This window comes from Variovorax sp. GW821-FHT10B04 (genome assembly GCF_059415645.1).
Genome location: NZ_JBWKNQ010000005.1, coordinates 439,471 through 461,893 on the forward strand (window position 1 = coordinate 439,471; position 22,423 = coordinate 461,893).

Here is a 22,423-nt window from a genome sequence, read left to right on the forward strand (position 1 = left end):
GGATCACGAGGCGATTGTTTCGAGCAGGGGCGGGTGCCGTCTCGTTCAATCCTGCTGGGTGGACAGCATGTTCTTGCTGTGCCGCTGCCGCGGCACTGGCCTCAATGGCGCGCTCAGGCGCGCCGTTGCTGCGCCTGCCGGTAGCCCAGCGGCGTCACGCCCTCGGCCTTGCGGAACAGCCGGGCGAAATGGCTGGAGTCGGAAAAGCCGCAGTCCATCGCGATCTGCAGGATGTTCTTGTCGGAGAACGCCAGATCGGCCTTGGCCAGGCGCAGCCGGGACGCGGTCAGATGCGCATGCGGCGTCACGCCGTAGCGCTGCTTGAACTGGCGCGCGAAATGGAACTCGCTCATGCCCGCGATCCGGGCGAGCCGCGCCACCCCGAGCGTCTCGTTCGGATGCCGTTCGACATGCGTGAAGGCGGCCTGCAGGCCCTCGTGTTCGGCCACGGCCCGCTGCGCGCGGCCCGTCACCTGTTCGTAGTTGCGCAGCAGATGCGCCACCAGCGACTGGGCGATGCCGTCCGCATACATGCGCCCGGCCGAGCCGGCGTCGCTGAGCGCCCCGACGAACTGGGTGCCCAGCAACCGTCCGATGTCGTCGGGCCGATAGAGCGGCCCGACGCCTTCCTGGAAGCCGTTGAATTCGATGCCGAAGCGGCGCGCCGCGGTCTTCAATCCGCTGAGGGGCAGATGGATGTGCAGGAGGTCGAAGGGGCTCGACGTGCTGAACCCGGCGCGCTTGTCGGCATTCGTCTGGATCAGCCTGACGCTGCCGCCGCGGATCGGACCGGTCCACACCTCCTGGTCATCGATGTGCGAGCAGGCCTGCATCGGCTGCAACACCATCGTGAGCAGCAGCAGGTCGGGCGGGCTCACCATCGAGAACTCGAAGGGGCTGGCCGTCGTGCGGGTCCACCGCAGGATGGACGCGCCGGTGGCAGGCAGGTCGACCAGCGCCCCGGCGCAGCGCATGCCCCACGCATGTTCCAGATGATCGAGGGCGCGCGGCAGGGGCATGGAAGTCAGGGGTCGGAGGATGTCGCTGGCGGTGGCGAGTCCGGCAAACGGTGTGCCGCCGATCCTCGCGTCGAATGCAGGCCAAGCATATTCCAGACCATCCGCGCCCCGGATGGCCGGGCGGGCGGCGCGGCCCGGTTGCCGGCCGCACCACCCTCCCGGCCGTCAGACCAGCAGCGCGTTCACCCGTCGCACGTACGCCGCGGGATCTTCCGGCAGGCCGCCTTCAGCCAGCAGCGCCTGGTCGAACAGGATGTTCGCGAGGTCGTCGAAGTGGGCCGAATCGGCCAGCTTCTTCACCAGCGCATGGTCGGCATTCACCTCCAGCACCGGCTTCAGGTCGGGCGCCGGCTGGCCGGCCTGCTTGAGCATGCGGGCGAGCTGCGTGCTCATGCCGCCGTCCTGCACCACGAGGCAGGCGGGCGAATCGACCAGACGCGTGGTCACGCGCACGTCGCCGGCCTTGTCCTTCAGCGCTTCCTTCAGGCGGTCGAGCACCGGCTTGAAGGCTTCGGCGCTTTCTTCCGCCGCCTTCTTCTCGGCCTCGTCCTGCAGCTTGCCGAGATCGACCGCGCCCTTGGCCACGCTCTGCAGCGGCGTGCCGTCGAATTCGGTCAGGTAGTTCAGTGCCCATTCGTCGACGCGGTCGGTCATCAGCAGCACCTCGATGCCCTTCTTCTTGAAGACCTCGAGCTGCGGGCTGTTGCGCGCACCGGCCAGCGTGTCGGCGGTGATGTAGTAGATGGCGTCCTGGCCGTCCTTCATGCGCGCCTTGTAGTCGGCGAAGCCGACGCTCACCGTGTCGGTGGTGCTGGAGGCGAAGCGCAGCAGCTTGGCGATGCGGTCGCGGTTGGCGGTGTCCTCGCCCAGGCCTTCCTTGAGCACGGCGCCGAACTCGGCATAGAACTTCGCGTATTTGCCCGCGTCCTCATCGCCGGCGAACTCGGCCGCCGCCTCGGCTGCGGGAAGGGTCGCGTCCTTCTTGTCGACCACGTCGGTGACCTCGGTCGGCTCGGGCGCGGGCACCGATTCGCCGGAGCCGACGTCGATCTTGCCGGCGGCCGCCTCGGCAGCGCTCTTCTGCTTCTTGGCGAGGTCTTCCAGCATCGACAGCACGCGCTTGGTGCTGCCTTCGCGGATCGCCTTCACGTCGCGGCTTTCCTGCAGCAGCTCGCGGCTGACGTTCAGCGGCAGGTCGGCCGAGTCGATCACGCCCTTCACGAAACGCAGGTAGCTGGGCATCAGCGCCTCGGCATCGTCCATGATGAAGACGCGCTTGACGTAGAGCTTCACGCCCGCGCTCTTGTCGCGGTTCCACAGGTCCATCGGCGCCTTCGACGGGATGTACAGCAGCTGCGTGTACTCGGTGCTGCCTTCCACGCGGTTGTGGCTCCAGGTCAGCGGCGGGTCGAAGTCGTGGCCGATGTTCTGATAGAAGGCCTCGTACTCTTCCTTGGTGACGTCCTTCTTGCTGCGCGCCCACAGCGCGCTGGCCTTGTTGACGGCTTCCCATTCGCCGGTCTTGACCATGTCGCCGGGCTGGTCGTTCTCGCCTTCCTTCCACTCTTCCTTCTCCATCAGGATGGGCAGCGAGATGTGGTCGGAGTACTTGGCGATGACCGACTTGAGCTTCCAGGCGTTGAGGTATTCCTCGGCCTCGTCGCGCAGGTGCAGCGTGACGCTGGTGCCGCGCACCGGGCGCTCGATGTCGTCGACCTCGAAGTCGCCGGTGCCGGTGCTGGCCCAGCGCACGCCCTGGTCCGCCGGCAGGCCGGCACGGCGCGATTCGACCGTGATGCGGTCGGCCACGATGAAGCCCGAATAGAAGCCCACGCCGAACTGGCCGATCAGCTGCGCGTCGGCCTTCTGGTCGCCGCTGAGCTTGCTCATGAAGTCCTTGGTGCCGCTCTTGGCGATCGTGCCCAGGTTGTCGATGGCTTCCTGCTTCGACAGGCCGATGCCGTTGTCGGCGATGGTGATCGTCTTGGCGTCCTTGTCGAAGGACACGCGCACCGCGAGTTCGGGCGCGTCTTCATACAGCGCGGCGTTGTTGATCGCCTCGAAGCGCAGCTTGTCGCAGGCGTCGGAGGCATTGGAGATCAGCTCGCGGAGAAAGATCTCCTTGTTCGAGTACAGCGCGTGCGTGACGAGGTGCAGCAGCTGCGCGACCTCGGCCTGGAAGGGGAGCTTGGTGGAAGTGGTGTTGGCCATGTCTCGGGGGGGAAAACAAAAATCGGATGGTCAAAATTCTACGAATATCCGCCGCGCATCCTCTGGGAGCGGCCACGGCGACAGCAGCCACATGAGGTCGGCCGCCAGGAAAACAAGCCGGCGCCGCAGCGGCTCGCCGCGGCGCCGGGTCCCCGCCTCGCCCCCCTACCGCATGGCCGCCGCCGGAGGCAGAATTCGCGTCTCGGCGGCCCTCGCCCGCAACCACCCGCCATCGGCCCGCCTCCGTCATCTCCTCCACCGCACCGCCCGTGCCCGCCGTCATGCCGCACTCCGCACCCGCCATGCCCGCCGCGATGCGCCACTGGTCGACGCAGGCCGTGCCGCCGGCGCAACGGCTGGACTACTGGGTGGGCGCCATCTGTGAAGGCTTCCTGGAGATGACGGTGACCAGCGCGATCAGCGCCGATTTCCATTCCAGCCTCGACTCGGTGGACTGGGGTCCGGTGGGCATCCACCGTGTGCTCGGCGGTGCGCAGGACGTCTACCGCACCCGCACGGCCATCGCGCGCGCCAGCCAGCACAGCTATTTCCTGCTGTACAAGTCCGACAGCGTATGGACTGCGGCGCAGGAACAGACCCGGGCGCGCCTGCTGCCGGGCGACCTGCTGCTCGTCGACTCGCGGCGGCGCTACGAATTCCACTTCACGGAGAGCGCGAACACGGTCTCGCTGGAACTGCGGCCGGACTGGGTCGCAACCTGGCTGCCACACGTCGACGGACTGCTCGGCCAGCGCATCGACGGGCAGACCGGATGGGGTTGCGCACTGGGCGCGGTGGCGCGCCAGCTCACACCCGAACTGGCGCTCGCGCCGCCACTGCCTGCCACGCTGCTGAGCGACCAGCTCGGCGCCCTGCTCGCCCTCGCATCGGGCAACGGCGCGTCCGCAGCCGGCGCGCCGAACGACGCGCTGCGCGCGCGCATCGTCGATGCCCTGCGCCAGCGCCATGCAGAACCCGGACTCACGGCCGCCGTGGTCGCCGCGGGGCTGGGCATCTCCGCGCGAACGCTGCACCGCAACCTGGCCGCCGGCGGCCAGACCTTCGCGCAACAGCTGATGGAATGCCGCATGGCGGTGGCGCGGCGGCTGCTGGCCGACGCACGCTTCGACCGGCTCACCGTGGCGGAGATCGGCCGGCGCGTCGGCCTGCTGGACGCCTCGCACTTCGTGCGCGCTTGCCGCAGCCGGCTGGGCGCAACACCCGCCCAGATCCGCCGCGGACGCTGAGCCGACGGCGGGCACTGAGCCGGCGGCGACCGCTGGCAGCATCCGGCCACCGGTGTGGCGCGATCCGGCCATCCGGCAGCCGCCGCGAAACCTAGAGTCCGGTCTTCACCACTGGAGACTGCGATGTCCGAAACCTATGTTCTCGTCCACGGCGCCTGGCACACCGGTGCCGAAATGGAGCCCACTGCCGCGCAGTTGCGGGCGGCAGGCCATGTCGTCCACTGCCCCACGCTGGCCGGCAACCGGCCCGGCGACGACCGCAGCACCATCGGCCTCGAAGAGGCGATCGCATCGCTGGTCGCGTTCGTCGAGCAGCATGACCTGCAGCACATCCGGCTGGTCGGCCACAGCTATGGCGGCATGGTGATCTCGGGCGCGGCCGAGCGGCTGTCGCCGCGTGTGCGACGGCTGGTCTACGTCAACGCCTTCGTGCCGCTCGACGGGGAATGCCTGAACGACCTGGTGCCGGCGCACTATGTGCAGATGTTCGACGCCGTCGCGGCCTCGAATGGCAACGCGGTCATGCTGCCCTTCCCGGTCTGGCGCGAAGCCTTCATCAACGATGCCGACCTGGCGCTGGCAACCGAGAGCTTCGGCACGCTCAATCCGCACCCCTACCGGACCTTCACCGATCCGGCGCGTCTGCCGCACCCGCTGGCCGAGTTGACCGTGGGCAAGTCATACGTCAACTGCCGCCAGGACACGGCGCTGCCGCACAGCCTGGGCTGGCACCCGCGGCTGTCGGAGCGCCTCGGGTTGTTCCGGCTGGTCGAGTGCGACGGCAGCCACGAAACGTGGTTCACCAATCCACCGGTGCTGGCGGCGGCGATCCTGGCGGCCGGGCGCGACTGAACGCACGACGGCCGGCCCGAGGCCGCTGCCGTCGACCGCCCAACCGGCTCAGGAACCGGCCGGACGCGGCATGGCGATGGCGGTCGACTGGCCGATCGCTTCGGTGCCGGTCGGGTGCGACGCCGCGAAGGCGCCCTTGTACACCTCGTCGCTGGAGATGTTCGACGCCGGCATGACCATGCTGGTGGACTGGCCGGTCGCTTCGGTGCCGGTCGGATGGGCGGCGGCCACGGCCGAGGCCTGCACTTCGTCCGAGGACATCGTGGAATTCAGCAGCGCCTGGCTGGTCGACTGGCCGATGGCTTCGGAACCGCCACCATTCCAGGCCTGTGCCGAGGCGGCCGCGCTGCCCACCGTTGCGGCGAAGGCCAGTGCGCCGATGGCGAGAATGCGATTGGAAACTTGCATGTTGATCTCCTCGAGGATGGATGCCGGTCTCGATCCGCAGACGGCATGCCTGCGGATGACCTGGACGCCACTCTAGGCATGCAGAGTGAGCGCAAAGTGAGCGAAAAATGAGCCGGGAATTAGCCCTGCGAGCGCCCTCGCGGGGCCGGCGATCAGCCCAGGTACACGCGTGCGACCAGGCCCGGGCCGCCCTCTTCCGCATCGCGATTGCGCAGCACGATGCGCAGGCCGTAGCGAACCGCCACCGCCTGCGCAATGGCCAACCCCAGCCCGCTGCCGCCGACACCGGAGCCGGGCACGCGGAAGAAGCGGTCGAACACGCGGTCCATCCATTCGGGCGGAATGCCGGGGCCCTGGTCGATCACGTCGACCACCGCCTGCCCTTCGGCCTCATGCACGCGCACGTCCACCGTGCTGCCCGGCCGGCTGTAGCGCAGCGCGTTGTCGATCAGGTTGTCGAACACGCATCGGAGTTCGCCCGAAGGCGCGTCGACCCGCGGCGCGATGCGGCCGTCGAAGCCGATGTCCACGCCGCGCTGGTCCGCCAGGACGATCAATTGGCCGACGCTCTCGCGCAGCAGCGCCACCACATCGGCCGGCTCGCCGCGCGTCGGCGGGAGCGCCTCCTGGCGCGACAGCGACAGCAGCTGCTCCACCAGGTGGCTGGTGCGCCGCACGCCCGCCTCCAGTTGGGCGAAGCGCGCCGCGGCCTCGCCGGCCGGCAGATGGGGGCGCAGGTTCTCGATCTGCAGGGCGATCGCGGCGATCGGGCTGCGCAACTCGTGCGCCGCATCCTGCACGAAGCGGCGCTGCGTGGCGAAGGCGGCCCGCAGCCGCGCCAGCAGGCCGTTGAACGCGTTCACCAGCGGCGCGATCTCGTCGGGCACGCGCGCGACCGACAGATCGCGCAGGTGGTGTTCATCCTGCTCCCCCAGCTCCCGCGCCACGTCGCCCAACGAACGCAAGGCGGCCGACACGATGAGGCCGAGCAGCAACAGCGCGATCGGCAGCAGCAGCGCGATCGGCAGCCCTTCGAGCAGCGCGCGCCGCACCACGCGCTGCTGCCGGAAGCGGTCGCTCTGCACCACCTGCACCCGCGGCCGGCCGACGCGCGCGTCGGGTGGCGCGGCGGTGTACACGCGCCAACCGCCCTCCTGGTCCACGCCGTCGCTCACATCGTGGAAGCCGGGTCTGGCCTGCAGCGGCACCTGCAGCGCCGGCCATGAACTCGCGAGCAGCGTGGTGCCGTCGGCGCTCCATATCTGCAGCACGAAGGCGCCGCGGTCCAGGTCGGCCGCGGCGGCCAGCGGCTGCAGCTGCGCCGGCTTGTGATTGGCCGCGTAGGAATCGGCGACGAGACGCATCTGGTCGTCCATGAAGTGATCGACCAGCCGCCCGTAGGCGACATAGGCCAGCCAGCCGGTCAGCCCCGCGGCGACCAGGTGCAGCGTGAGCAGCCAGAGCAGCAGCCGGCCGCGCAGCGATCGGGGCCGCAGCAGTGGCGACCTCATCGGGACGGAACGCGCCAGCCGAGCCCGCGCACGTTGCGGATCGCGTCGGGTCCGAGCTTGCGCCGCATGCCGTGGATGAGCACGTCGACGGCATTGCTCGTGACCTCGTCGCCCCAGCCGTAGATGCGGTTCTCCAGCTGCTCGCGCGACAGGATCGCGCCCGGACGCTCCAGCAGCGCATGCAGCAGCGCGAATTCGCGCTGCGTCAGGGCCTCGCGCTCGCCGTCGATCAGCACCTCGCGGGTGGTCAGGTCGAGTTGCATCGTGGCGTTGCCGATCACCGAGTGCGCCGCGCCGTCGCGCCGGCGCACGATGGCCCGCATCCGCGCCAGCAGCTCGCGGAACTCGAAGGGTTTGAGCAGGTAGTCGTCGGCGCCCAGGTCGAGCACCAGCACACGGTCGTCCAGGCTGCCACGCGCGGTCAGCACCAGCACCGGCGTGGCGTCGCCGCGTTCGCGGGCACGGCGCAGCACCTCGGCGCCGTCCTGCTTGGGCAGGCCCAGGTCGAGCAGCGCGCAGGTGTAGCCGCCGTCGGCCAGCGCGCTCTGGGCGAGCGCGCCGTCGCGCACCCAGTCGACCGACCAGCCCGCGCCCTCGAGCGCCTGCGACAGGCTGCGGCCGATCATTTCGTCGTCTTCCACCAGCAAGGCGCGCACGGCATCCCCCAACAGCCCGAAATCACGGAATTGCGCAGCCTAGCAACAATTTGTTAGGTGCGGATGAGGCCATTCCTAGAATAAATCGCCGCACCGCATCGTGGGGGGCAAGTCACATCAACATCAGGGAGTTCACAAGAATGGAACACAGCACTTTGCAAAAGTGGGCGGCCGAGTTCATCGGCACGTTCTGGCTCGTTTTCGGCGGCTGCGGCAGCGCCGTCCTCGCTGCCGGATTCCCCGGCCTGGGCATCGGCTTCGCCGGCGTGTCGCTGGCCTTCGGCCTGACCGTGCTCACGGGCGCCTACGCGTTCGGCGGCATCTCGGGTGGCCACTTCAATCCGGCCGTCTCGGTCGGTCTCGCGATCGCCGGGCGCTTCAAGCCTGCGCAACTGCCGGGCTACGTGGTGGCACAGGTGCTGGGCGGGATCGCGGCCGGCGCCACGCTGTACCTGATCGCGTCCGGCAAGCCCGGCTTCGACGCAGGCGGCTTCGCGACCAACGGCTACGGCGCGCATTCGCCCGGGCAATACAGCCTGCTGGCCGCACTGGTCTGCGAGATGGTGACCAGCGCCGTCTTCCTCATCGTGATCCTCGGCACCACCTCGGTCCGCAATCCGGCAGGCTTCGGCGGGCTGGCCATCGGGCTGTGCCTGACGCTGATACACCTGGTGTCGATCCCGGTGACGAACACCTCGGTCAATCCGGCACGCAGCACCGGCGTGGCGCTGTTCGGCCCGGCGTATGCCAGCGCGCAGCTCTGGTTGTTCTGGGTTGCGCCCATCGTCGGTGCCGCGATCGGTGCGCTGATCTACCGGCTGCTGCTGTCCGCGCCCGGCGAGTACAAGCCGCATCCGACGCTGGCACGCGACGCGGCGGCCTGAGGGGCCCGACGGGGCCTGACGCCCGGGCGTCCGAAGCCTGGACGCCCTAGAAGCGCTCGTCCGGCCCCAGGTAACGCCACTGGCCCGCGGGCAGGTTGCCCAGCACGACGCGGCCGATGCGGATGCGCTTGAGGCCGACGACCTTGAGCCCGACCTGCTCGCACATGCGGCGGATCTGGCGCTTCTTGCCTTCGGTCAGCACGAAGCGCAACTGCTCGGGGTTCTGCCAGTCGACCCGGGCCGGCTTCAGGCGCTGGCCGTCGAGGCTCAGGCCGTGGCGCAGGCGCGCCAGCTGGGCCGGCGGAAACGCCCGCTGCACATCGGTGGTCACCTCGGCGCCCGGTGCGCTGCCCGGCGGCGCCCAGATCACGCGCACCAGGTATTCCTTCTCGATGCCCGAGTCCTCGCCGATCAACTGGCGTGCCACGCGGCCGTCCTGCGTGAAGACCAGCAGGCCGACCGAATCGATGTCGAGCCGCCCGGCCGGCGCGAGGCCGCGCGTCTGCGGCGGCGAGAAGCGGTTGCTGCTCGGGTCCTCGCGCCAGTGCGTGCGCGGGTTGATCAGCATCACGGCCGGCTCGTGGCCGTCTTCGGCCTGGCCGCTCACGTAGCCCATCGGCTTGTGAAGAATGATCGTGACCTGCGTCGCCTGGTGGCCCTGTGCCTTCTTGTCGACCTCGACGCGATCGGCCGGCGTGACCTTGACGCCCATCGGCGCGACCTGCCCGTTGACCTTGACCCAGCCCTGCTCGATCCAGAGATCGGCCTCGCGCCGCGAGCAGATGCCGAGTTCGGCCATGCGCTTGTTGAGGCGCACGGCGCCGGAAGGAGGTGATGTGGGCTCGGTCATTCGAAGGATGGTTGGACGCGCGCAGGGCCGAAAGCGCCGTGCGCGCGGGTCGCCAATTATCCGTGTGCGCGATCCCAGGTGCGATCGGTGCCTGCGCCGGCGCGTCGGCCTGCGGCGATCAGCCGGCCTTCGGGTCGAAGCCCAGCGTCTTCATGGCCGGGCCGACCGCCTGCGGCGCGTAGCCGTCCCAGGGTGCGTTGCCTTCGTCGAGCCGGTGGTGGATGTCGGCCACCGTCCAGTGCGCCCCGCTGCGGATCGACTCGACCTCCTCCCAGCGGATCGGCACCGACACGCCCATGCCGGGCCGCGCCCGCGCCGACCAGGCGCAAGCGGTGGTCGCGCCGAAACCGTTGCGCAGGTAGTCGATGAAGATCTTGCCAACGCGGTTCTTCGGCCCGCTCTTGGCCACGAAGATCTGCGGCAGCGTCCGGGCGAGATGCTGCACGACGGCCTGCGAGAAGGCCTTGACCGTGTCCCAGCCATGCTGCTTCCGGATCGCCACGACCACGTGCAGCCCCTTGCCGCCGCTGGTCTTGACGAAGGCCTCGAGCCCGAGCTGCCGCAGGAACACCCGCATCAAGCCCGCGGCCTGCTGCATCGTCTTCCATGCCACGCCTTCGCCGGGGTCGAGGTCGAAGGTCATGCGGTCGGGCTTGTCGATGCGGGTCTTCAGCGCGTTCCAGGTGTGCAGCTCCACCACGTTCATCTGAGCGGCCGACAGCAGCGCCTGCGCGCTCGGCAGCTCCATCAACGGTGCGTGGTCGGGGTCCAGCGCCGGGTCGAGCGACTTCACGCCGGGGATCTTGCCCTCCAGGTGCTTCTGGAAGAACAGCTCGCCACCGATGCCCGAGGGCGCCCGCACCAGCGACACCGGCCGCGCCTTCAGGTGCGGCAGGATCAGCGGCGCCACCAGGCCGTAGTAGCGCACCAGGTCGAGCTTGGTGAAGCCGGTCGAGGCGTCGATGACGCGTTCGGGATGGGTCACATGCAAGGAGGACATCGGGGTTTCCGGCAGCTGGTCGCCGCCCTTGGGTTTTGCCGCCGGCGTGCGCACGGCCTTGGCGGCCCGCGTGGTCTGGCGGGTCTTTGCGGGATTGCCGACGGCGTCCGCGCCGGCATCCGCATGCATCGGCTGTTCGCGCACGATGGCGCGTGCGGGCTTGTCGCTGCGCAGGCCGTGGAACACCGAATGGCGGATGCGGCCGGTGCCGGTCCATTCGCCGAAGGAAACTTCGGCCAGCAACACGGGACGCACCCAGTGCGCCTTGCGGTCGATGTCGGTCTTCGCGGCCAGCGGGCTCTTCGCCGCGGCCACCGCGTCGAGCCGCCTGCGGACCTCGGCCAGCGACTGGCGGTCGAAGCCGGTGCCGACGTTGCCCGCGTACTGCAGCTTGCCGTCGGCGTCGTGCACGCCGAGCAGCAGCGACCCGATGCCGCTGCGCGAGCCCTGCGGGTCGGTCCAGCCGGCGACCACGAACTCCTGCCGCTGCGCGCACTTGAGCTTGATCCAGCTGTCGGCCCGCCGCGTCACGTAGGGTGCCGACCGCTTCTTGCCGATCACGCCCTCCAGCCCCATGCGACAGGCAGAGGCGATCAGGTCCTCGGGCTTCGCATCGAAACTCTCGCTGAAGCGCAGCGGCTCGGGCGCGCCCTTCTCGAACAGCAGGGCCAGCAGTGCACGCCGCGTGTCCAGCGGCTCCTCGCGCAGGTCGCGACCGTCGAGGTACGGCAGGTCGAACAGGTGGTAGACGATGTCGCCGGTGCGGCTGCTGTCGAATGCGTTCTGCAGCGCCTGGAAATCGGGCACGCCGCGCGCGCCATTGACCACGATCTCGCCATCGAGCCAGCCGGACTTCAGCGGCAGCCGCGAGATCGCCTTCGCCAGATGCGGCAGCTTGTGCGTCCAGTCGTGGCCGTTGCGGGTGAAGAGCTGCACCGACTTGCCCTCGACGCGTGCGAGCAGCCGGTAGCCGTCGAACTTGATCTCGAAGAGCCAGTCCGCGGGATCGCCCGGCACGCCGTCGGCCAGCGTGGCGAGCTGCGGCTTGAGCGTGGCGGGAAGCCCGGCCGCGCGGCCCGGGGTCGGCGCCTGGGCGGCATCGCGCAGAGGCACCACGCTGTCCGGCATCTCGTCGACCACGCTGAACGCGCTCGCGGCGCGCACGAAGTCGTCTTTCTCCTTGATCAGCAACCAGGGCGGCTGCTTCTCGTTGCGGCCCTTCATGCGGATCAGCGCCCACTTGCCCCGCATCTTCTGGCCATGCATCTCGAACTTGAGCATGCCGTCGCGCCAGCCCGCGCTCGCGTCGCCGATCGGTGTCCAGGTCCCCTCGTCCCAGATGATGACCTTGCCCGCGCCGTACTGGCCCGCGGGGATCTGCCCTTCGAAGCGGTTGTAGGCGATCGGGTGGTCCTCGACCTGCACCGCCATGCGCTTGTCCTTCGGGTCGTAGCTCGGCCCCTTGGGCACGGCCCAGCTCTTCATCGCACCGTCGATCTCGAGCCGGAAGTCGTAGTGCAGCCGGCTCGCCCAGTGCTTCTGGATCACGAAGACCGGTGCGCCGTCGGCACCCGGTTCGCCGCCCTCGGCCGGTTCGGAGGTGATCGCGAAGTTGCGCTTCTCGCGGTAGCGCTTGAGGAGGTCGTCCATGGTCAGGCCACCTTGCGCGTCGGACCTTTCGCAGCCGCTTTCGCGGCAGTCTTGGCCGACGTCTTGCGCGCCGCCGACTTCCTGGCAGCGGGCGCGGCGCGCGCCGTCCTGTCCGCACCCTTGCCGCCACCCTTCAGGCTGCGCGCGAGCAGCTCGGTCAGGTCGATCACCTGCGCGCCACCGGACGGCGCTTCTTCCTCGGGCTGGATCACGGTCTCGGTCTTGCCGGCCTTGACCTTCTTGTCGACCAATGCCATCACCGCCTGCTTGAACTCGTCCTGGAACTCGGCCGGATCGAAATGGCCCGACATGTCGTCGACCAGCTGCGCGGCCATCTTGAGTTCGGCCGCACTCAGGCCCGCCGCCTTGACGCCTGCGGCCGGCAGGTCGAGCCCGTCCATCGGCTTCACCTCGTCGCCCCAGCGCATCAGGTTGAGCACCAGCGCCGGCCCCGAAGCCACCAGCGCGGCCAGATGCTGCTTGGTCTGGATCACGACCTTCGCCAGGCCGATCTTGCCGGTGCGCGCCAGCGTCTCGCGCAGCAGCGCATAGACCTTCTGGCCCTTGTTGATCGGCGCCAGGTAATAGGGCCGCTCCAGGAACAGGAACGGGATCTCGGCAGCATCGACGAAGCTCAGGATCTCGATGGTCTGCGTGGTGCGCGGATAGGCGGCCTCGATCTCTTCGGGCGAGATGATCACGTAGTGGCCGTCTTCATATTCGACGCCCTTGACGATGTTCTCGCGGTCGATTTCCTTGCCGGTTTTCTTGTTGATGCGCTTGTAGCCGACCGGGTCCATCGAGCGCTTGTCGAGCCAGTCGAAATCGATGCCCTGCTCGGTGCTGGCCGTGTGCAGGCCGACCGGGATGTGGACCAGGCCGAAGGTGATGGCGCCCTTCCAGAGGACGCGGCTGCCGCTTGCCATGAACTGAACCTCGCTGGAGCCAATGGGGCCGACCAGTCTTGCGCGCGCGCGGTTCGGCGCTGTAGGTTGTGCGGCAGTCCTGCGGTCGGCAGCCGCCGTTCAGTTTCTCGGCCGGCGGTGCCTGAACCAGAGGATCAGCGCCGCCAGCGCCAGGCCGGCCCAGTAGTCGACCGGCGCGCCGAACAGCCAGTGCTTGTGCCAGGTGGCCAGCGCCGGATCGAAGCGTGCCCAGCCCCATGCCGGATTGATCAGGAACCAGAGGAAGTCCTCGGCAACCCAGAACACGATCAGGCCGACCAGCGCCAGCCCGGCGTCGCGCCAGGTCCAGCGGCCCTGGAACGCGAGCGGCGCGAAGAAGGCCAGCGCCATGAAGGTGAAGACCCAGGCGTGGTAGCCGGTCATCGCGCGGCCGCCCCAGAACAGGTCGAGCAGCCAGTGGTGCTCGATGCGCCAGGTCGGCAGGCTGGTGGCCCAGCCGGCGCCGCCCTCGATCTGGATCTCGGCGTTCGCGAAGAACAGCGCCATCACCAGCACCCACACCAGGTAAACCGCGGTGCGCCGCGGGCTGCGCTCGGAGGGCGTGCTCAAACCACAGGCTCCAACGTCTCCGCGTGGCCGAAGACACGCGCCAGCACCCGTTGCGCCGCGTCGGGCCGGCCCAGCGCACGGCTGATCTGCGCCATGCGCAGCAGCTTGTCGGGCGCGGCCATCAGCGCGGCCAGCTTGTAGTCGAGCCCGATCGCGTCATAGGCCAGGCAGGCTGCGCCGGCCTCCAGCAGGAAGCCGGCGTTGTGCTCCTCCTGGCCGGGGATCGGCGCGACCAGCAGCATCGGCCGTCCGAGGGCCAGGCATTCGGAGATCGTCAGCCCGCCGGGCTTGGTCACGACCAGGTCCGCGGCGGCCATCCACACATGCATTTCGTCGGTGAAGCCGACCGGCAGCAGCCGGTCCGGATGGCGCAACGCGAGCGCGTGCAACGCGGCCAGTGCCTGGGCGTTGCGGCCCGCCACGGCGACCACCTGGAAGTCGCAGCCGGGCCCGTCGAGTGCCAGCGCGCGCGCCACCATCGCCGGCAGGTCGCCGATGCCGGCGCCGCCCGACGCCATCAGCACCACGCGGCGTGCCGGATCGAGGCCCAGCCGCAGCAGATCGCTCTCGCGCCGCGCGTCCTGCGCGACAGGCTGCGAGAAGCCGGGCATCACCGGGATGCCGGTGACGTGCAGCCGTTCCGGCGCGAGGCCGCGGGCACGCATGCGGAACGCGACCTCTTCGGTGGCCGCCAGGTAGCCCGCCATGCCGGGCACCAGCCACATGTTGTGCAGGTCGTAGTCGGTCACCTGCAGCCAGACCGGGCAGTCGAGGCGGCCTCGGCTGCCCTCGCGCATCAGCAGCTCGGCCGGCAGGAAATGCGTGCAGACGATGGCCGCGGGCCGCAGGCGCCGCACCTCGCGCAGCAGCGCGCCGGCACTGGCCCGCTCGATGCCGCGGCGCAAGCGCTGCGACACGGCAGTGTGCGGCGTGCTGTCGGTCTTCTGGTGGATGTACGACCAGAGTCCGGGTGCGCAACGCACGAGTTGAAGGTACGCGTCGGTATAGGCCCAGCGAAAGCCGGGTGCCATGTGCGCCATCGCATCGACGTGCACGGCGCCGCCGGCAAGGCCATGTGCATCGGCGGCGGCGCAGAGCGCCTGCGCGGCGCGCACGTGGCCGTTGCCGGCGCTGACGCTGAGGACGAGAAGTGAGGTCATGCGGACGGCGGACGTCGAAGAAGGCATCGGCGGCGGGCTGCCGCAGGTCGCCGGAAATTATGTGGAGCTTTGATGACAGTTCCGCGCGCCGTCCGACATGCGCGGCGTGCCGTTCGCCGCATGCTGGCACAGGCTGGCCGTCCGGCCACCCACCGCATTCCAGGAGTTTTCATGCGCCCTTCGTTTCTCGCCGCTCGGCCGGCCTCTTCCGGTCCTTCTTTCACTCCCTCCAGCCCCTCTTCCCGCTCGGCTTCACGGCCTTCAAGGGCCTTCGTTGCCCGCACACTGCGCACGCTGGCGGCCGGCACGGCGTTCGGCCTCGCCGGCGCGGCGGCCATGGCGGCCGGCATGACGGTCGAGTCCACCGCGTTCAAGGACGGCGCCTCGATCCCGGCGGAGCACGCCGGCGACTCGGGCACCTGCGGTGGCCGTGCTGCTGTCCGATCCGGACGGCGCCAGCGGCCTCGGCGTGTCGCACTGGGTCGCCTACAACATCGCGGCGGAGCGCGGCCAGCTGAGCACCGGCGAGGCCGGCAAGAGCATCCCGGGCGTCACGGTCGGGGTGAACGTCGCGGGGCTCGCGGCCTACCGCGGCATGTGCCCGCCCGTCGGCGACCAGCCGCACCACTACACCTTGACGGTGGTCGCGACCGATGTCGCGCCCGGCACCTTGCCCGACGGACTCACCCGCGACGCACTGCTCGCGGCGCTCAAGGGGCATGCACTCGGCGGGCAGAGCGTGATCGGGCTGTACGCGCGTTGAAGGCGCGCTGATCGGCTGGTCGATCGCCCGCGCCGCGCAAGCAAGTGCCGCGGGCTCAGGCCACCACCAGCCGGTAGCCGACGGCCGTCTCGGTCAGCAGATGCCGCGGCTGGGCCGGATCGGCCTCCAGCTTCTGCCGCAGATGGCCCATGTAGATGCGCAGGTAGTGGCTCTGGTCGGCATGCGACGGCCCCCAGACCTCGCGCAGCAACTGGCGGTGCGTGAGCACGCGTCCCGCATTCGCCACCAGCACGCCGAGCAGCCGGTACTCGGTCGGCGTCAGATGCACTTCCTGGCCGGCGCGCCGCACCAGCCGCGCGCTGCGGTCGACCTCGATCTCGCCGAAGCGGAACAGCGGCTCGCCCTTGTCCGGGCCGTCGCGCGACGCGGACTCGCCGGCCGCCGCGCGCGGGCGGCGCAGGTTGGCGCGCACCCGCGCCAGCAGTTCGCCGGTGCCGAAGGGCTTGGTGAGGTAGTCGTCGGCGCCGGCATCGAGCGCGGCGATCTTGTCGGCCTCGTCGGTGCGCGCCGACAGCACGATGATCGGCACCGTCGACCAGCTGCGCACGTCGCGGATCAGTGCCACGCCGTCGCCGTCGGGCAGACCCAGGTCGAGCACCAGCAGGTCGGGCTGGCGCGTGCCGGCCGCCGCCAGGCCGTCGCGCAGCGTGCCGGCTTCGTGCACCTGCCAGCCTTCGGCCTCCAGCGCACCGCGCACGAAGCGGCGGATCTGCGGTTCGTCCTCGATCACGATGGCGGTGGGTTGGGACATGGCTAGTGAAGGTCGGGAAGAAGCGGAAGTGCGGCGGGTGCCTCGGCGGCGTCCGGCGGCTCGCGTCGCGGCAGCGTGACCGTGAATTCTGCGCCGCCCCCCGGTGCATTGGCCGCCGCGATCTGCCCGCCATGCGCAGCCACGATCGCCTTGCAGATCGCCAGGCCGAGCCCGACGCCCGGCGTGGCCGACTCGGCCTGGCCGCGCGTGAATTTGTCGAACAGGATCTGTTCCTGGCCCCGCAACGCCGCCGGCAAACCGACGCCATGGTCACGCACGCTCAGCAGCAAGGCGGCCGGCGTGACCGTCGCGCCGAGCACGATCGGCGGCGCGCCGTACTTGGCGGCGTTCTCCAGCAGGTTGACCAGCACGCGCTCGATCAGCACCGCGTCGAACTCGACCAGCGGCAGCGCCGGCGCCAGCGCGGTCTGCACGGTGCGCTCGCCCAACGCCGGCCGCGCCGCGCGAATCGCCGAACCGACCACCTCTTCCACCGACTGCCAGTCGCGCCGCAGATGGACCGCGCCGCCCGCGATGCCGCTTTCGAGGCGCGCCATGTCGAGCAGGTTGTTGACCAGCGCGTTCAGCGCGCGGGCCTGCGCGACGATCGCCTGTGCGGTCTCGCGGCGCGCGTCGGCATCGGCACGCTCCAGCGACTCGGCCAGGCCGATCAGCGCGGTCAGCGGCGTGCGCACGTCGTGCGAGATCGCGGCCAGCAAGGTGTTGCGCAGGCGCTCCGACTCCATCTCGACCACCGCCTGCTGCGCAACCTCGACGTAGTGCACGCGCTCCAGCGCGATCGCGATCTGGCGCGCCAGGGTCTCGAGCTGCCGCGCCTGTTCGGGGATCAGCAGCCAGCGCGGTTGCGCCGGTTGCAGTGCCAGCACGCCACGCACCCGCATCGGCGCCTGCAGCGGCACGTAATGCCAGGGCTGTGCGGCCAGCGTGGCGGTCGCGAGCCCGGCCGGCTGGCCCTGGCGGAAGGCCCAGTCGGCCACGCTGGCGTCGAAGCCGGGCGGCGCATCGGCCGGCATCCGCAGCCGGTCCGCCGCATCGACGGCCAGCACCAGCGCCTGGCCGCCGAAGTGGCCCTGCACCGCGGCCGCGCCGAGCGCCACGACCTGGGCGCTCTCCAGCGCGGCGGACAGCTCACGCGTCAGCTCGAACAGCGACTGCGCCCGGCGCTCGCGGCTGGTCGACACGCCGACCGCGAAGCGCAGCCCGGCCGTGAGCTGGCCGACCAGCAGGCCGACGCCCAGCATCACGATGAAGGTGACGAGGTACTGCACGTCGCCCACCGCGAAGGAGAGCCGCGGCGAGACGAAGAAGAAGTCGAAGGCCGCGACGTTGAGCAAGGCGGCCAGCGCGGCCGGCCCACGGCCGAAGCGCATCGCGACGCCGACCACGCCGAGCAGGAACAGCATCACGATGTTGACCTGCTCCAGCACGCCCGACAGCGGCGTCGCAATCAACGTGACGGCCACGCCGGCGACCGCGGCCCAGACATAGCCCGGCCAGCGCGCATGCGGGCGTTCGCTGTCGCCGGGTTCGCCGGGTTCGGCACCGGCCGGTGCAACGGCGCGCACGACGCCAGCCAGCCGGCGGGCGCTGTCGGCACGCGCCGTCTCGACGATGTCGAGCGCGGGCTCGATGCGCGCGATGTCGCGCACCAGCGAGCGCGCCGGCCACCAGCGCCGCCAGCCTTCGGCCGGCACCGCGCGGCCCACCGCCAGCATCGCGCAGTTCAGCCGCCGCGCCTGCGCGGCCAGCGCGCGCGCCACGTCGTCGCCGGTCAGCACGGCGGTGGCGGCACCGAGCTCTTCGGCGAGCTTCAGCACGGCCAGGATGCGGTCGCGCTCGGCCGCGGGCAGCTGTTGCAGGCGCGGCGTCTCGACATACGCGGCATGCCATTGCACGTTGAGCTGGCCGGCCAGCCGCGCCGCGCTGCGCACGGTCTGCGCCGCGCCTTCGCCCGGCCCGACGCACGCGAGGATCGCGCCCGAGGTGTTCCAGGCCTGCAGGCCGGCGCCTCCCGCACGTCCCGCCTGGCCGGCATCGGGCGTGGTGCCGGACTGTTCGACGCGCCAGCCGCGCACGTCGTCTTCCACGTGCTCGGCGGTGCGGCGCAACGCGATCTCGCGCAGCGCGATGAGGTTGCCCTTGCGGAAGAAGTTCTGTGCCGCGCGCTCGGCCTGCTGGGGCAGGTACACCTTGCCGGCCGCCAGCCGCGCGGTCAGCTCGTCGGGCGTGACGTCGACCAGCACCACCTCGTCGGCCTCGTCGAGCACGGTGTCGGGCACGGTCTCGTGCACGCGCACACCGGTGATCGCGCCGACGGTGCCGTTGAGGCTTTCCAGATGCTGCACGTTGAGCGCCGACCAGACCTCGATGCCCGCCGCCAGCAGCTCCTGCACGTCCTGCCAACGCTTGGCGTGGCGCGAGCCCGGCGCGTTGGAATGCGCGAGCTCGTCGACCAGCAGCACGGCGGGCTGACGGGCCAGTGCAGCGTCGAGGTCGAACTCGGCCAGCGTGCGGCCACGGTAGGCGATCTCGCGCGGCGGCAGGCTGGCCAGGCCCTGCAGCAGCGCCGCGGTCTCGCTGCGGCCGTGCGTCTCGACCACGCCGATCAGCACGTCGCGGCCGGCGGCCCGCTCGCGCTGCGCGGCGCTGAGCATCGCCCAGGTCTTGCCGACGCCGGCACTGGCGCCGAAGTAGATGCGCAACCGACCGCGGCGCGCGCGGGCTTCGTCGCTGCGCATCTGAGCCAGCAGTGCGTCGGGGTCGGGGCGATGCGGGTCGGACATGCGGCCGGCAGGTTAGCGCATCGGATGCGCGATCGGGTGCGGGTGGTGGTGCAGCAGGTGGTCGCGCCAGCTCACCAGGCGCCCGATCTCGCCCGCGGGCACGGCCTCGATCAAGGCGTGCAGCAACGGCGCATAGCTGGCCAGCGGCAGCCGGATCGTGAGCCGCACGCGCAGCACGTCGCGCTCCTGCGAGTGGCGCTCGTGCAGCAGCGGCTCGCAACGCAGCACGCCGGCATCGGCACAGCGCGCCGCGGCACGCCGTACGCGATGCGCGTCGGTGCAGGCCACGGTGACGTCGAGCACATGGAAGGGCACGGCATGGCGCGCGCGGGCCACGCCGGGATGTTCACGGTAGGCGGCATAGGCCATGGCGTGCCTCAGCGTTGTGCGTCGAGCGCGAGGTTCAGGGCCAGCACATTGACCCGCGGCTCGCCGAGCAGGCCCCAGAGCGGCGCTTCGGTGTGGCGCTCGACCAGGGTCGCGACCTGCGCGTCCGTCAGGCCGCGCGCGCGGGCCACGCGAGCCGCCTGGTAGCGCGCCGCGGCCGGGCTGATGTCGGGGTCGAGTCCGCTGGCGGACGCGGTCACGAGGTCGACCGGCACCGGCTGCGTGTTGCCGGGGTCGGCGGCGCGCAGTGCCTCGACGCGCGCCTTCACCGCATCGACCAGCGCCGGGTTCAGCGGCCCCAGGTTCGAACCGCCCGAGGCCGACGCGTTGTAGGCCATCGGCGCCGTGGCGGACGGACGTCCCCAGAAATGCTTCGGGTCGGCGAAGTTCTGGCCGATCAGCCGCGAGCCGACGGGCTTGCCGTCGCGTTCGACCAGGCTGCCGGCCGCCTGCGCGGGGAACACCGCCCTGGCGGCGCCGGTGACGGCCAGCGGGTAGATCAGGCCGGTGAGTGCGCTCAGCAGCACGAAGAGCACGAGCGCGGGACGAAGAATGGTTTTCATGTGTAGTCCTTGAAGGCCTCAGACGAGATGCACGGCGACCAGCAGCCAGTCGATCAGCTTGATGCCGATGAACGGAACGACCAGGCCGCCGAGGCCGTAGATGGCGAGGTTGCGGCGCAGCAGCGCGGCCGCGCCGACCGGCCGGTAGCGAACGCCCTTGAGCGCCAGCGGGATCAGGAACACGATGACCAGCGCGTTGAAGATCACCGCCGACAGGATGGCCGACGACGGACTCGCGAGCCGCATCACGTTGAGCGCGCCGAGCTGCGGGTAGGTGCTCACGAAGATCGCGGGAATGATCGCGAAGTACTTCGCCACGTCGTTGGCGATCGAGAAGGTGGTGAGCGAGCCGCGCGTCATCAGCAGCGCCTTGCCGGTCTCCACCACCTCGAGCAGCTTGGTCGGGTTGGAGTCGAGGTCGACCATGTTGCCGGCCTCCTTCGCGGCCTGCGTGCCGCTGCCCATCGCCACGGCGACGTCGGCCTGCGCCAGCGCGGGCGCGTCGTTGGTGCCGTCGCCGGTCATGGCGACGAGCCGGCCTTCGGCCTGGTACTGGCGGATCAGCGCGAGCTTGTCCTCGGGCGTGGCCTCGGCGAGGAAATCGTCGACGCCCGCTTCCGCAGCGATGGCCGCGGCGGTGAGCTTGTTGTCGCCCGTGATCATCACGGTCTTGATGCCCATCGCGCGCAACTCGGCGAAGCGATCCTTGATGCCCGTCTTGACGATGTCCTTCAGCTCGACGATGCCCAGCACGCGGCTGCCTTCCGAGACGGCCAGCGGCGTGCTGCCGCGGCGCGACACCTCTTCGGCGGCGCGCAGCACCTCCGGCGCCATCTGCCCACCGAGCGCCTCGACGTGCTTGCGCACCGCGCCCACCGCGCCCTTGCGCAGCAGAACGGCGTCGGCGTCGAGGCTGTTCGGTGCGGGCGGGAGGTCGGCACCGCTCATGCGCGTCTGCGCGGTGAAGGCCACGAAGCGCGCATCGGCCACGCCGGCGTCGGACACGCCCTGCCGGCGCGCCAGCTCGACGATGCTGCGGCCCTCGGGCGTCTCGTCGGCCAGCGACGCGAGCACCGCGGCGCGCGCGAGCCGCTCGGCACCGATGCCAGGGCCGGGCAGGAAGGCGGACGCCTGGCGGTTGCCGTGCGTGATGGTGCCGGTCTTGTCGAGCAGCAGCACGTCGACGTCGCCGGCGGCCTCGACGGCGCGGCCCGAGGTCGCGATCACGTTGGCCTGCATCATGCGGCTCATGCCGGCCACGCCGACGGCCGACAGCAGGCCGCCGATGGTGGTCGGAATCAGGCACACCAGCAGCGCGACCAGCGCGGTCAACGACACCACGGTGCCGGTGCCCATCGCGCCGACGCTGAACACCGAGAAGGGCAGCAGCGTGACGGTGACCATCAGGAACACCAGCGTCAGCGCGACCAGCAGGATGGTGAGCGCCACTTCGTTGGGCGTCTTCTGGCGCTTGGCCGCTTCGACCATGCCGATCATGCGGTCGAGGAAGGACTCGCCGGGGTTCACGCTGATGCGCACCACCAGCCAGTCCGACAGCACGCGCGTACCGCCGGTGACGGCCGAGAAGTCGCCGCCCGACTCGCGCACCACGGGTGCCGATTCGCCGGTGATGGCGCTCTCGTCGACCGAGGCCACGCCTTCGATGACTTCGCCGTCGAGCGGGATGACGTCGCCGGTTTCGACCAGGACGACGTCGCCCTTGCGCAGGTTGGGCGCCTGCTCAGGCAGGAACGCCGATCCGTGGAAGGGCTCCTTGAGCTTCTTGGCCCAGGTGTCCTTGCGCAGCCCGCGCAGCGACGCCGCCTGCGCCTTGCTGCGGCCTTCGGCGAGCGCTTCGGCGAAGTTGGCGAACAGCACGGTGAACCAGAGCCAGACAGACACCGCGAGCACGAAGGCCGGCGGCATGCCGCTGTCGCCGGGGTAGCTCAGCGCATGCACCCACAACAGCGTCGTGAGGATGCTGCCGATGTAGACGATGAACATCACCGGGTTGCGCCATTGCACGCGCGGGCTCAGCTTGGCGAAGGCGCCCCACAGGGCGGGCTTGACGAGCGCCATGTCGAACAGGGAAAGAGAAGGTTTCGTTTGCATGTCAGTTGCTCGACTGCGTAGGGAGTTGTCTGGCGGTTTCGTTCTGGGCGCGTGCCATGG

The 22,423-nt window shown here is 70.3% G+C and carries 19 protein-coding genes; 4 read left to right on the forward strand and 15 right to left on the reverse strand.

Annotation, left to right across the window (positions count from 1 at the left end; translation table 11 throughout):
- Positions 1-113: 113 nt before the first annotated feature.
- Both AC07PZ_RS16025 and htpG read right to left on the reverse strand, forming a co-directional pair.
- The gene (locus tag AC07PZ_RS16025; RefSeq protein WP_495296092.1) at positions 114-1,019 is read right to left on the reverse strand and encodes a helix-turn-helix domain-containing protein; all 906 of its coding nucleotides are present in this window, start codon (positions 1,017-1,019) and stop codon (positions 114-116) included.
- A gap of 165 nt (positions 1,020-1,184) precedes the next feature.
- Positions 1,185-3,230 (reverse strand): molecular chaperone HtpG, encoded by a 2,046-nt coding sequence (htpG, locus tag AC07PZ_RS16030; RefSeq protein ID WP_495296093.1) that lies wholly within the window; start codon positions 3,228-3,230, stop codon positions 1,185-1,187.
- A 302-nt stretch (positions 3,231-3,532) separates the two neighbouring features.
- Between htpG and AC07PZ_RS16035 the strand changes: the two genes are divergently transcribed.
- A complete protein-coding gene (locus AC07PZ_RS16035; RefSeq protein WP_495296094.1) occupies positions 3,533-4,477 on the forward strand; it encodes a helix-turn-helix domain-containing protein in 945 nt (314 codons plus the stop codon).
- A gap of 123 nt (positions 4,478-4,600) precedes the next feature.
- Positions 4,601-5,329: an alpha/beta fold hydrolase gene (locus AC07PZ_RS16040; RefSeq protein WP_495296095.1), complete on the forward strand. Its 729-nt coding sequence runs from the start codon at positions 4,601-4,603 to the stop codon at positions 5,327-5,329.
- Between the two features lie 48 nt (positions 5,330-5,377).
- Here AC07PZ_RS16040 and AC07PZ_RS16045 read toward each other — a convergent pair whose 3' ends face one another.
- The 3 genes from AC07PZ_RS16045 to AC07PZ_RS16055 all read right to left on the reverse strand — a co-directional run bounded on the left by AC07PZ_RS16045 (position 5,378) and on the right by AC07PZ_RS16055 (position 7,904).
- A complete protein-coding gene (locus AC07PZ_RS16045; RefSeq protein WP_495296096.1) occupies positions 5,378-5,737 on the reverse strand; it encodes a hypothetical protein in 360 nt (119 codons plus the stop codon).
- 152 nt (positions 5,738-5,889) lie between these two features.
- Positions 5,890-7,248 (reverse strand): sensor histidine kinase, encoded by a 1,359-nt coding sequence (locus AC07PZ_RS16050; protein ID WP_495296097.1) that lies wholly within the window; start codon positions 7,246-7,248, stop codon positions 5,890-5,892.
- Positions 7,245-7,904, reverse strand: coding sequence for a response regulator (locus AC07PZ_RS16055; RefSeq protein WP_495296098.1), 660 nt, complete (start codon positions 7,902-7,904; stop codon positions 7,245-7,247). The genes AC07PZ_RS16050 and AC07PZ_RS16055 overlap by 4 nt, the downstream gene beginning before the upstream one ends.
- 140 nt (positions 7,905-8,044) lie before the next feature.
- Here AC07PZ_RS16055 and aqpZ point away from each other — a divergent pair, with 140 nt between their 5' ends.
- Positions 8,045-8,788: an aquaporin Z gene (gene aqpZ / locus AC07PZ_RS16060; protein ID WP_495296099.1), complete on the forward strand. Its 744-nt coding sequence runs from the start codon at positions 8,045-8,047 to the stop codon at positions 8,786-8,788.
- A 46-nt stretch (positions 8,789-8,834) separates the two neighbouring features.
- Here the strand turns inward: aqpZ and AC07PZ_RS16065 are convergent, their stop codons facing one another.
- From AC07PZ_RS16065 to AC07PZ_RS16085, 5 genes are all read right to left on the reverse strand, one after another.
- Positions 8,835-9,638: a pseudouridine synthase gene (locus AC07PZ_RS16065; protein WP_495296100.1), complete on the reverse strand. Its 804-nt coding sequence runs from the start codon at positions 9,636-9,638 to the stop codon at positions 8,835-8,837.
- 118 nt (positions 9,639-9,756) lie between these two features.
- Positions 9,757-12,288 (reverse strand): DNA ligase D, encoded by a 2,532-nt coding sequence (gene ligD / locus AC07PZ_RS16070; protein WP_495296101.1) that lies wholly within the window; start codon positions 12,286-12,288, stop codon positions 9,757-9,759.
- Positions 12,289-12,290: 2 nt separating this feature from the next.
- Entirely contained in the window at positions 12,291-13,214 is a 924-nt protein-coding gene (gene ku / locus AC07PZ_RS16075) for a non-homologous end joining protein Ku (protein ID WP_495296102.1), read from the reverse strand.
- Between the two features lie 99 nt (positions 13,215-13,313).
- Positions 13,314-13,739 carry a hypothetical protein gene (locus AC07PZ_RS16080; protein ID WP_495296134.1) on the reverse strand — a complete coding sequence of 142 codons (426 nt, stop codon included), beginning with the start codon at positions 13,737-13,739 and terminating at the stop codon, positions 13,314-13,316.
- A gap of 59 nt (positions 13,740-13,798) precedes the next feature.
- Positions 13,799-14,962 (reverse strand): MGDG synthase family glycosyltransferase, encoded by a 1,164-nt coding sequence (locus AC07PZ_RS16085; protein WP_495296103.1) that lies wholly within the window; start codon positions 14,960-14,962, stop codon positions 13,799-13,801.
- Positions 14,963-15,386: 424 nt separating this feature from the next.
- Here AC07PZ_RS16085 and AC07PZ_RS16090 point away from each other — a divergent pair, with 424 nt between their 5' ends.
- Positions 15,387-15,725: a YbhB/YbcL family Raf kinase inhibitor-like protein gene (locus AC07PZ_RS16090; protein ID WP_495296104.1), complete on the forward strand. Its 339-nt coding sequence runs from the start codon at positions 15,387-15,389 to the stop codon at positions 15,723-15,725.
- Between the two features lie 55 nt (positions 15,726-15,780).
- Here AC07PZ_RS16090 and kdpE read toward each other — a convergent pair whose 3' ends face one another.
- Genes kdpE through kdpB form a run of 5 tightly spaced genes read right to left on the reverse strand, consistent with a single transcriptional unit; the run spans position 15,781 to position 22,363 of the window.
- Positions 15,781-16,497, reverse strand: coding sequence for a two-component system response regulator KdpE (kdpE, locus tag AC07PZ_RS16095; protein ID WP_495296105.1), 717 nt, complete (start codon positions 16,495-16,497; stop codon positions 15,781-15,783).
- 2 nt (positions 16,498-16,499) lie between these two features.
- Positions 16,500-19,301, reverse strand: a complete 2,802-nt coding sequence (locus tag AC07PZ_RS16100) for a DUF4118 domain-containing protein (RefSeq protein WP_495296106.1) — start codon at positions 19,299-19,301, stop codon at positions 16,500-16,502.
- Positions 19,302-19,313: 12 nt separating this feature from the next.
- Complete coding sequence (locus AC07PZ_RS16105) at positions 19,314-19,670, reverse strand: hypothetical protein (protein ID WP_495296107.1); 357 nt, start codon at positions 19,668-19,670, stop codon at positions 19,314-19,316.
- Between the two features lie 8 nt (positions 19,671-19,678).
- Positions 19,679-20,251: a potassium-transporting ATPase subunit KdpC gene (gene kdpC / locus AC07PZ_RS16110; RefSeq protein ID WP_495296108.1), complete on the reverse strand. Its 573-nt coding sequence runs from the start codon at positions 20,249-20,251 to the stop codon at positions 19,679-19,681.
- An 18-nt stretch (positions 20,252-20,269) separates the two neighbouring features.
- Complete coding sequence (gene kdpB, locus AC07PZ_RS16115; protein WP_495296109.1) at positions 20,270-22,363, reverse strand: potassium-transporting ATPase subunit KdpB; 2,094 nt, start codon at positions 22,361-22,363, stop codon at positions 20,270-20,272.
- Between the last annotated feature and the right edge of the window lie 60 nt (positions 22,364-22,423).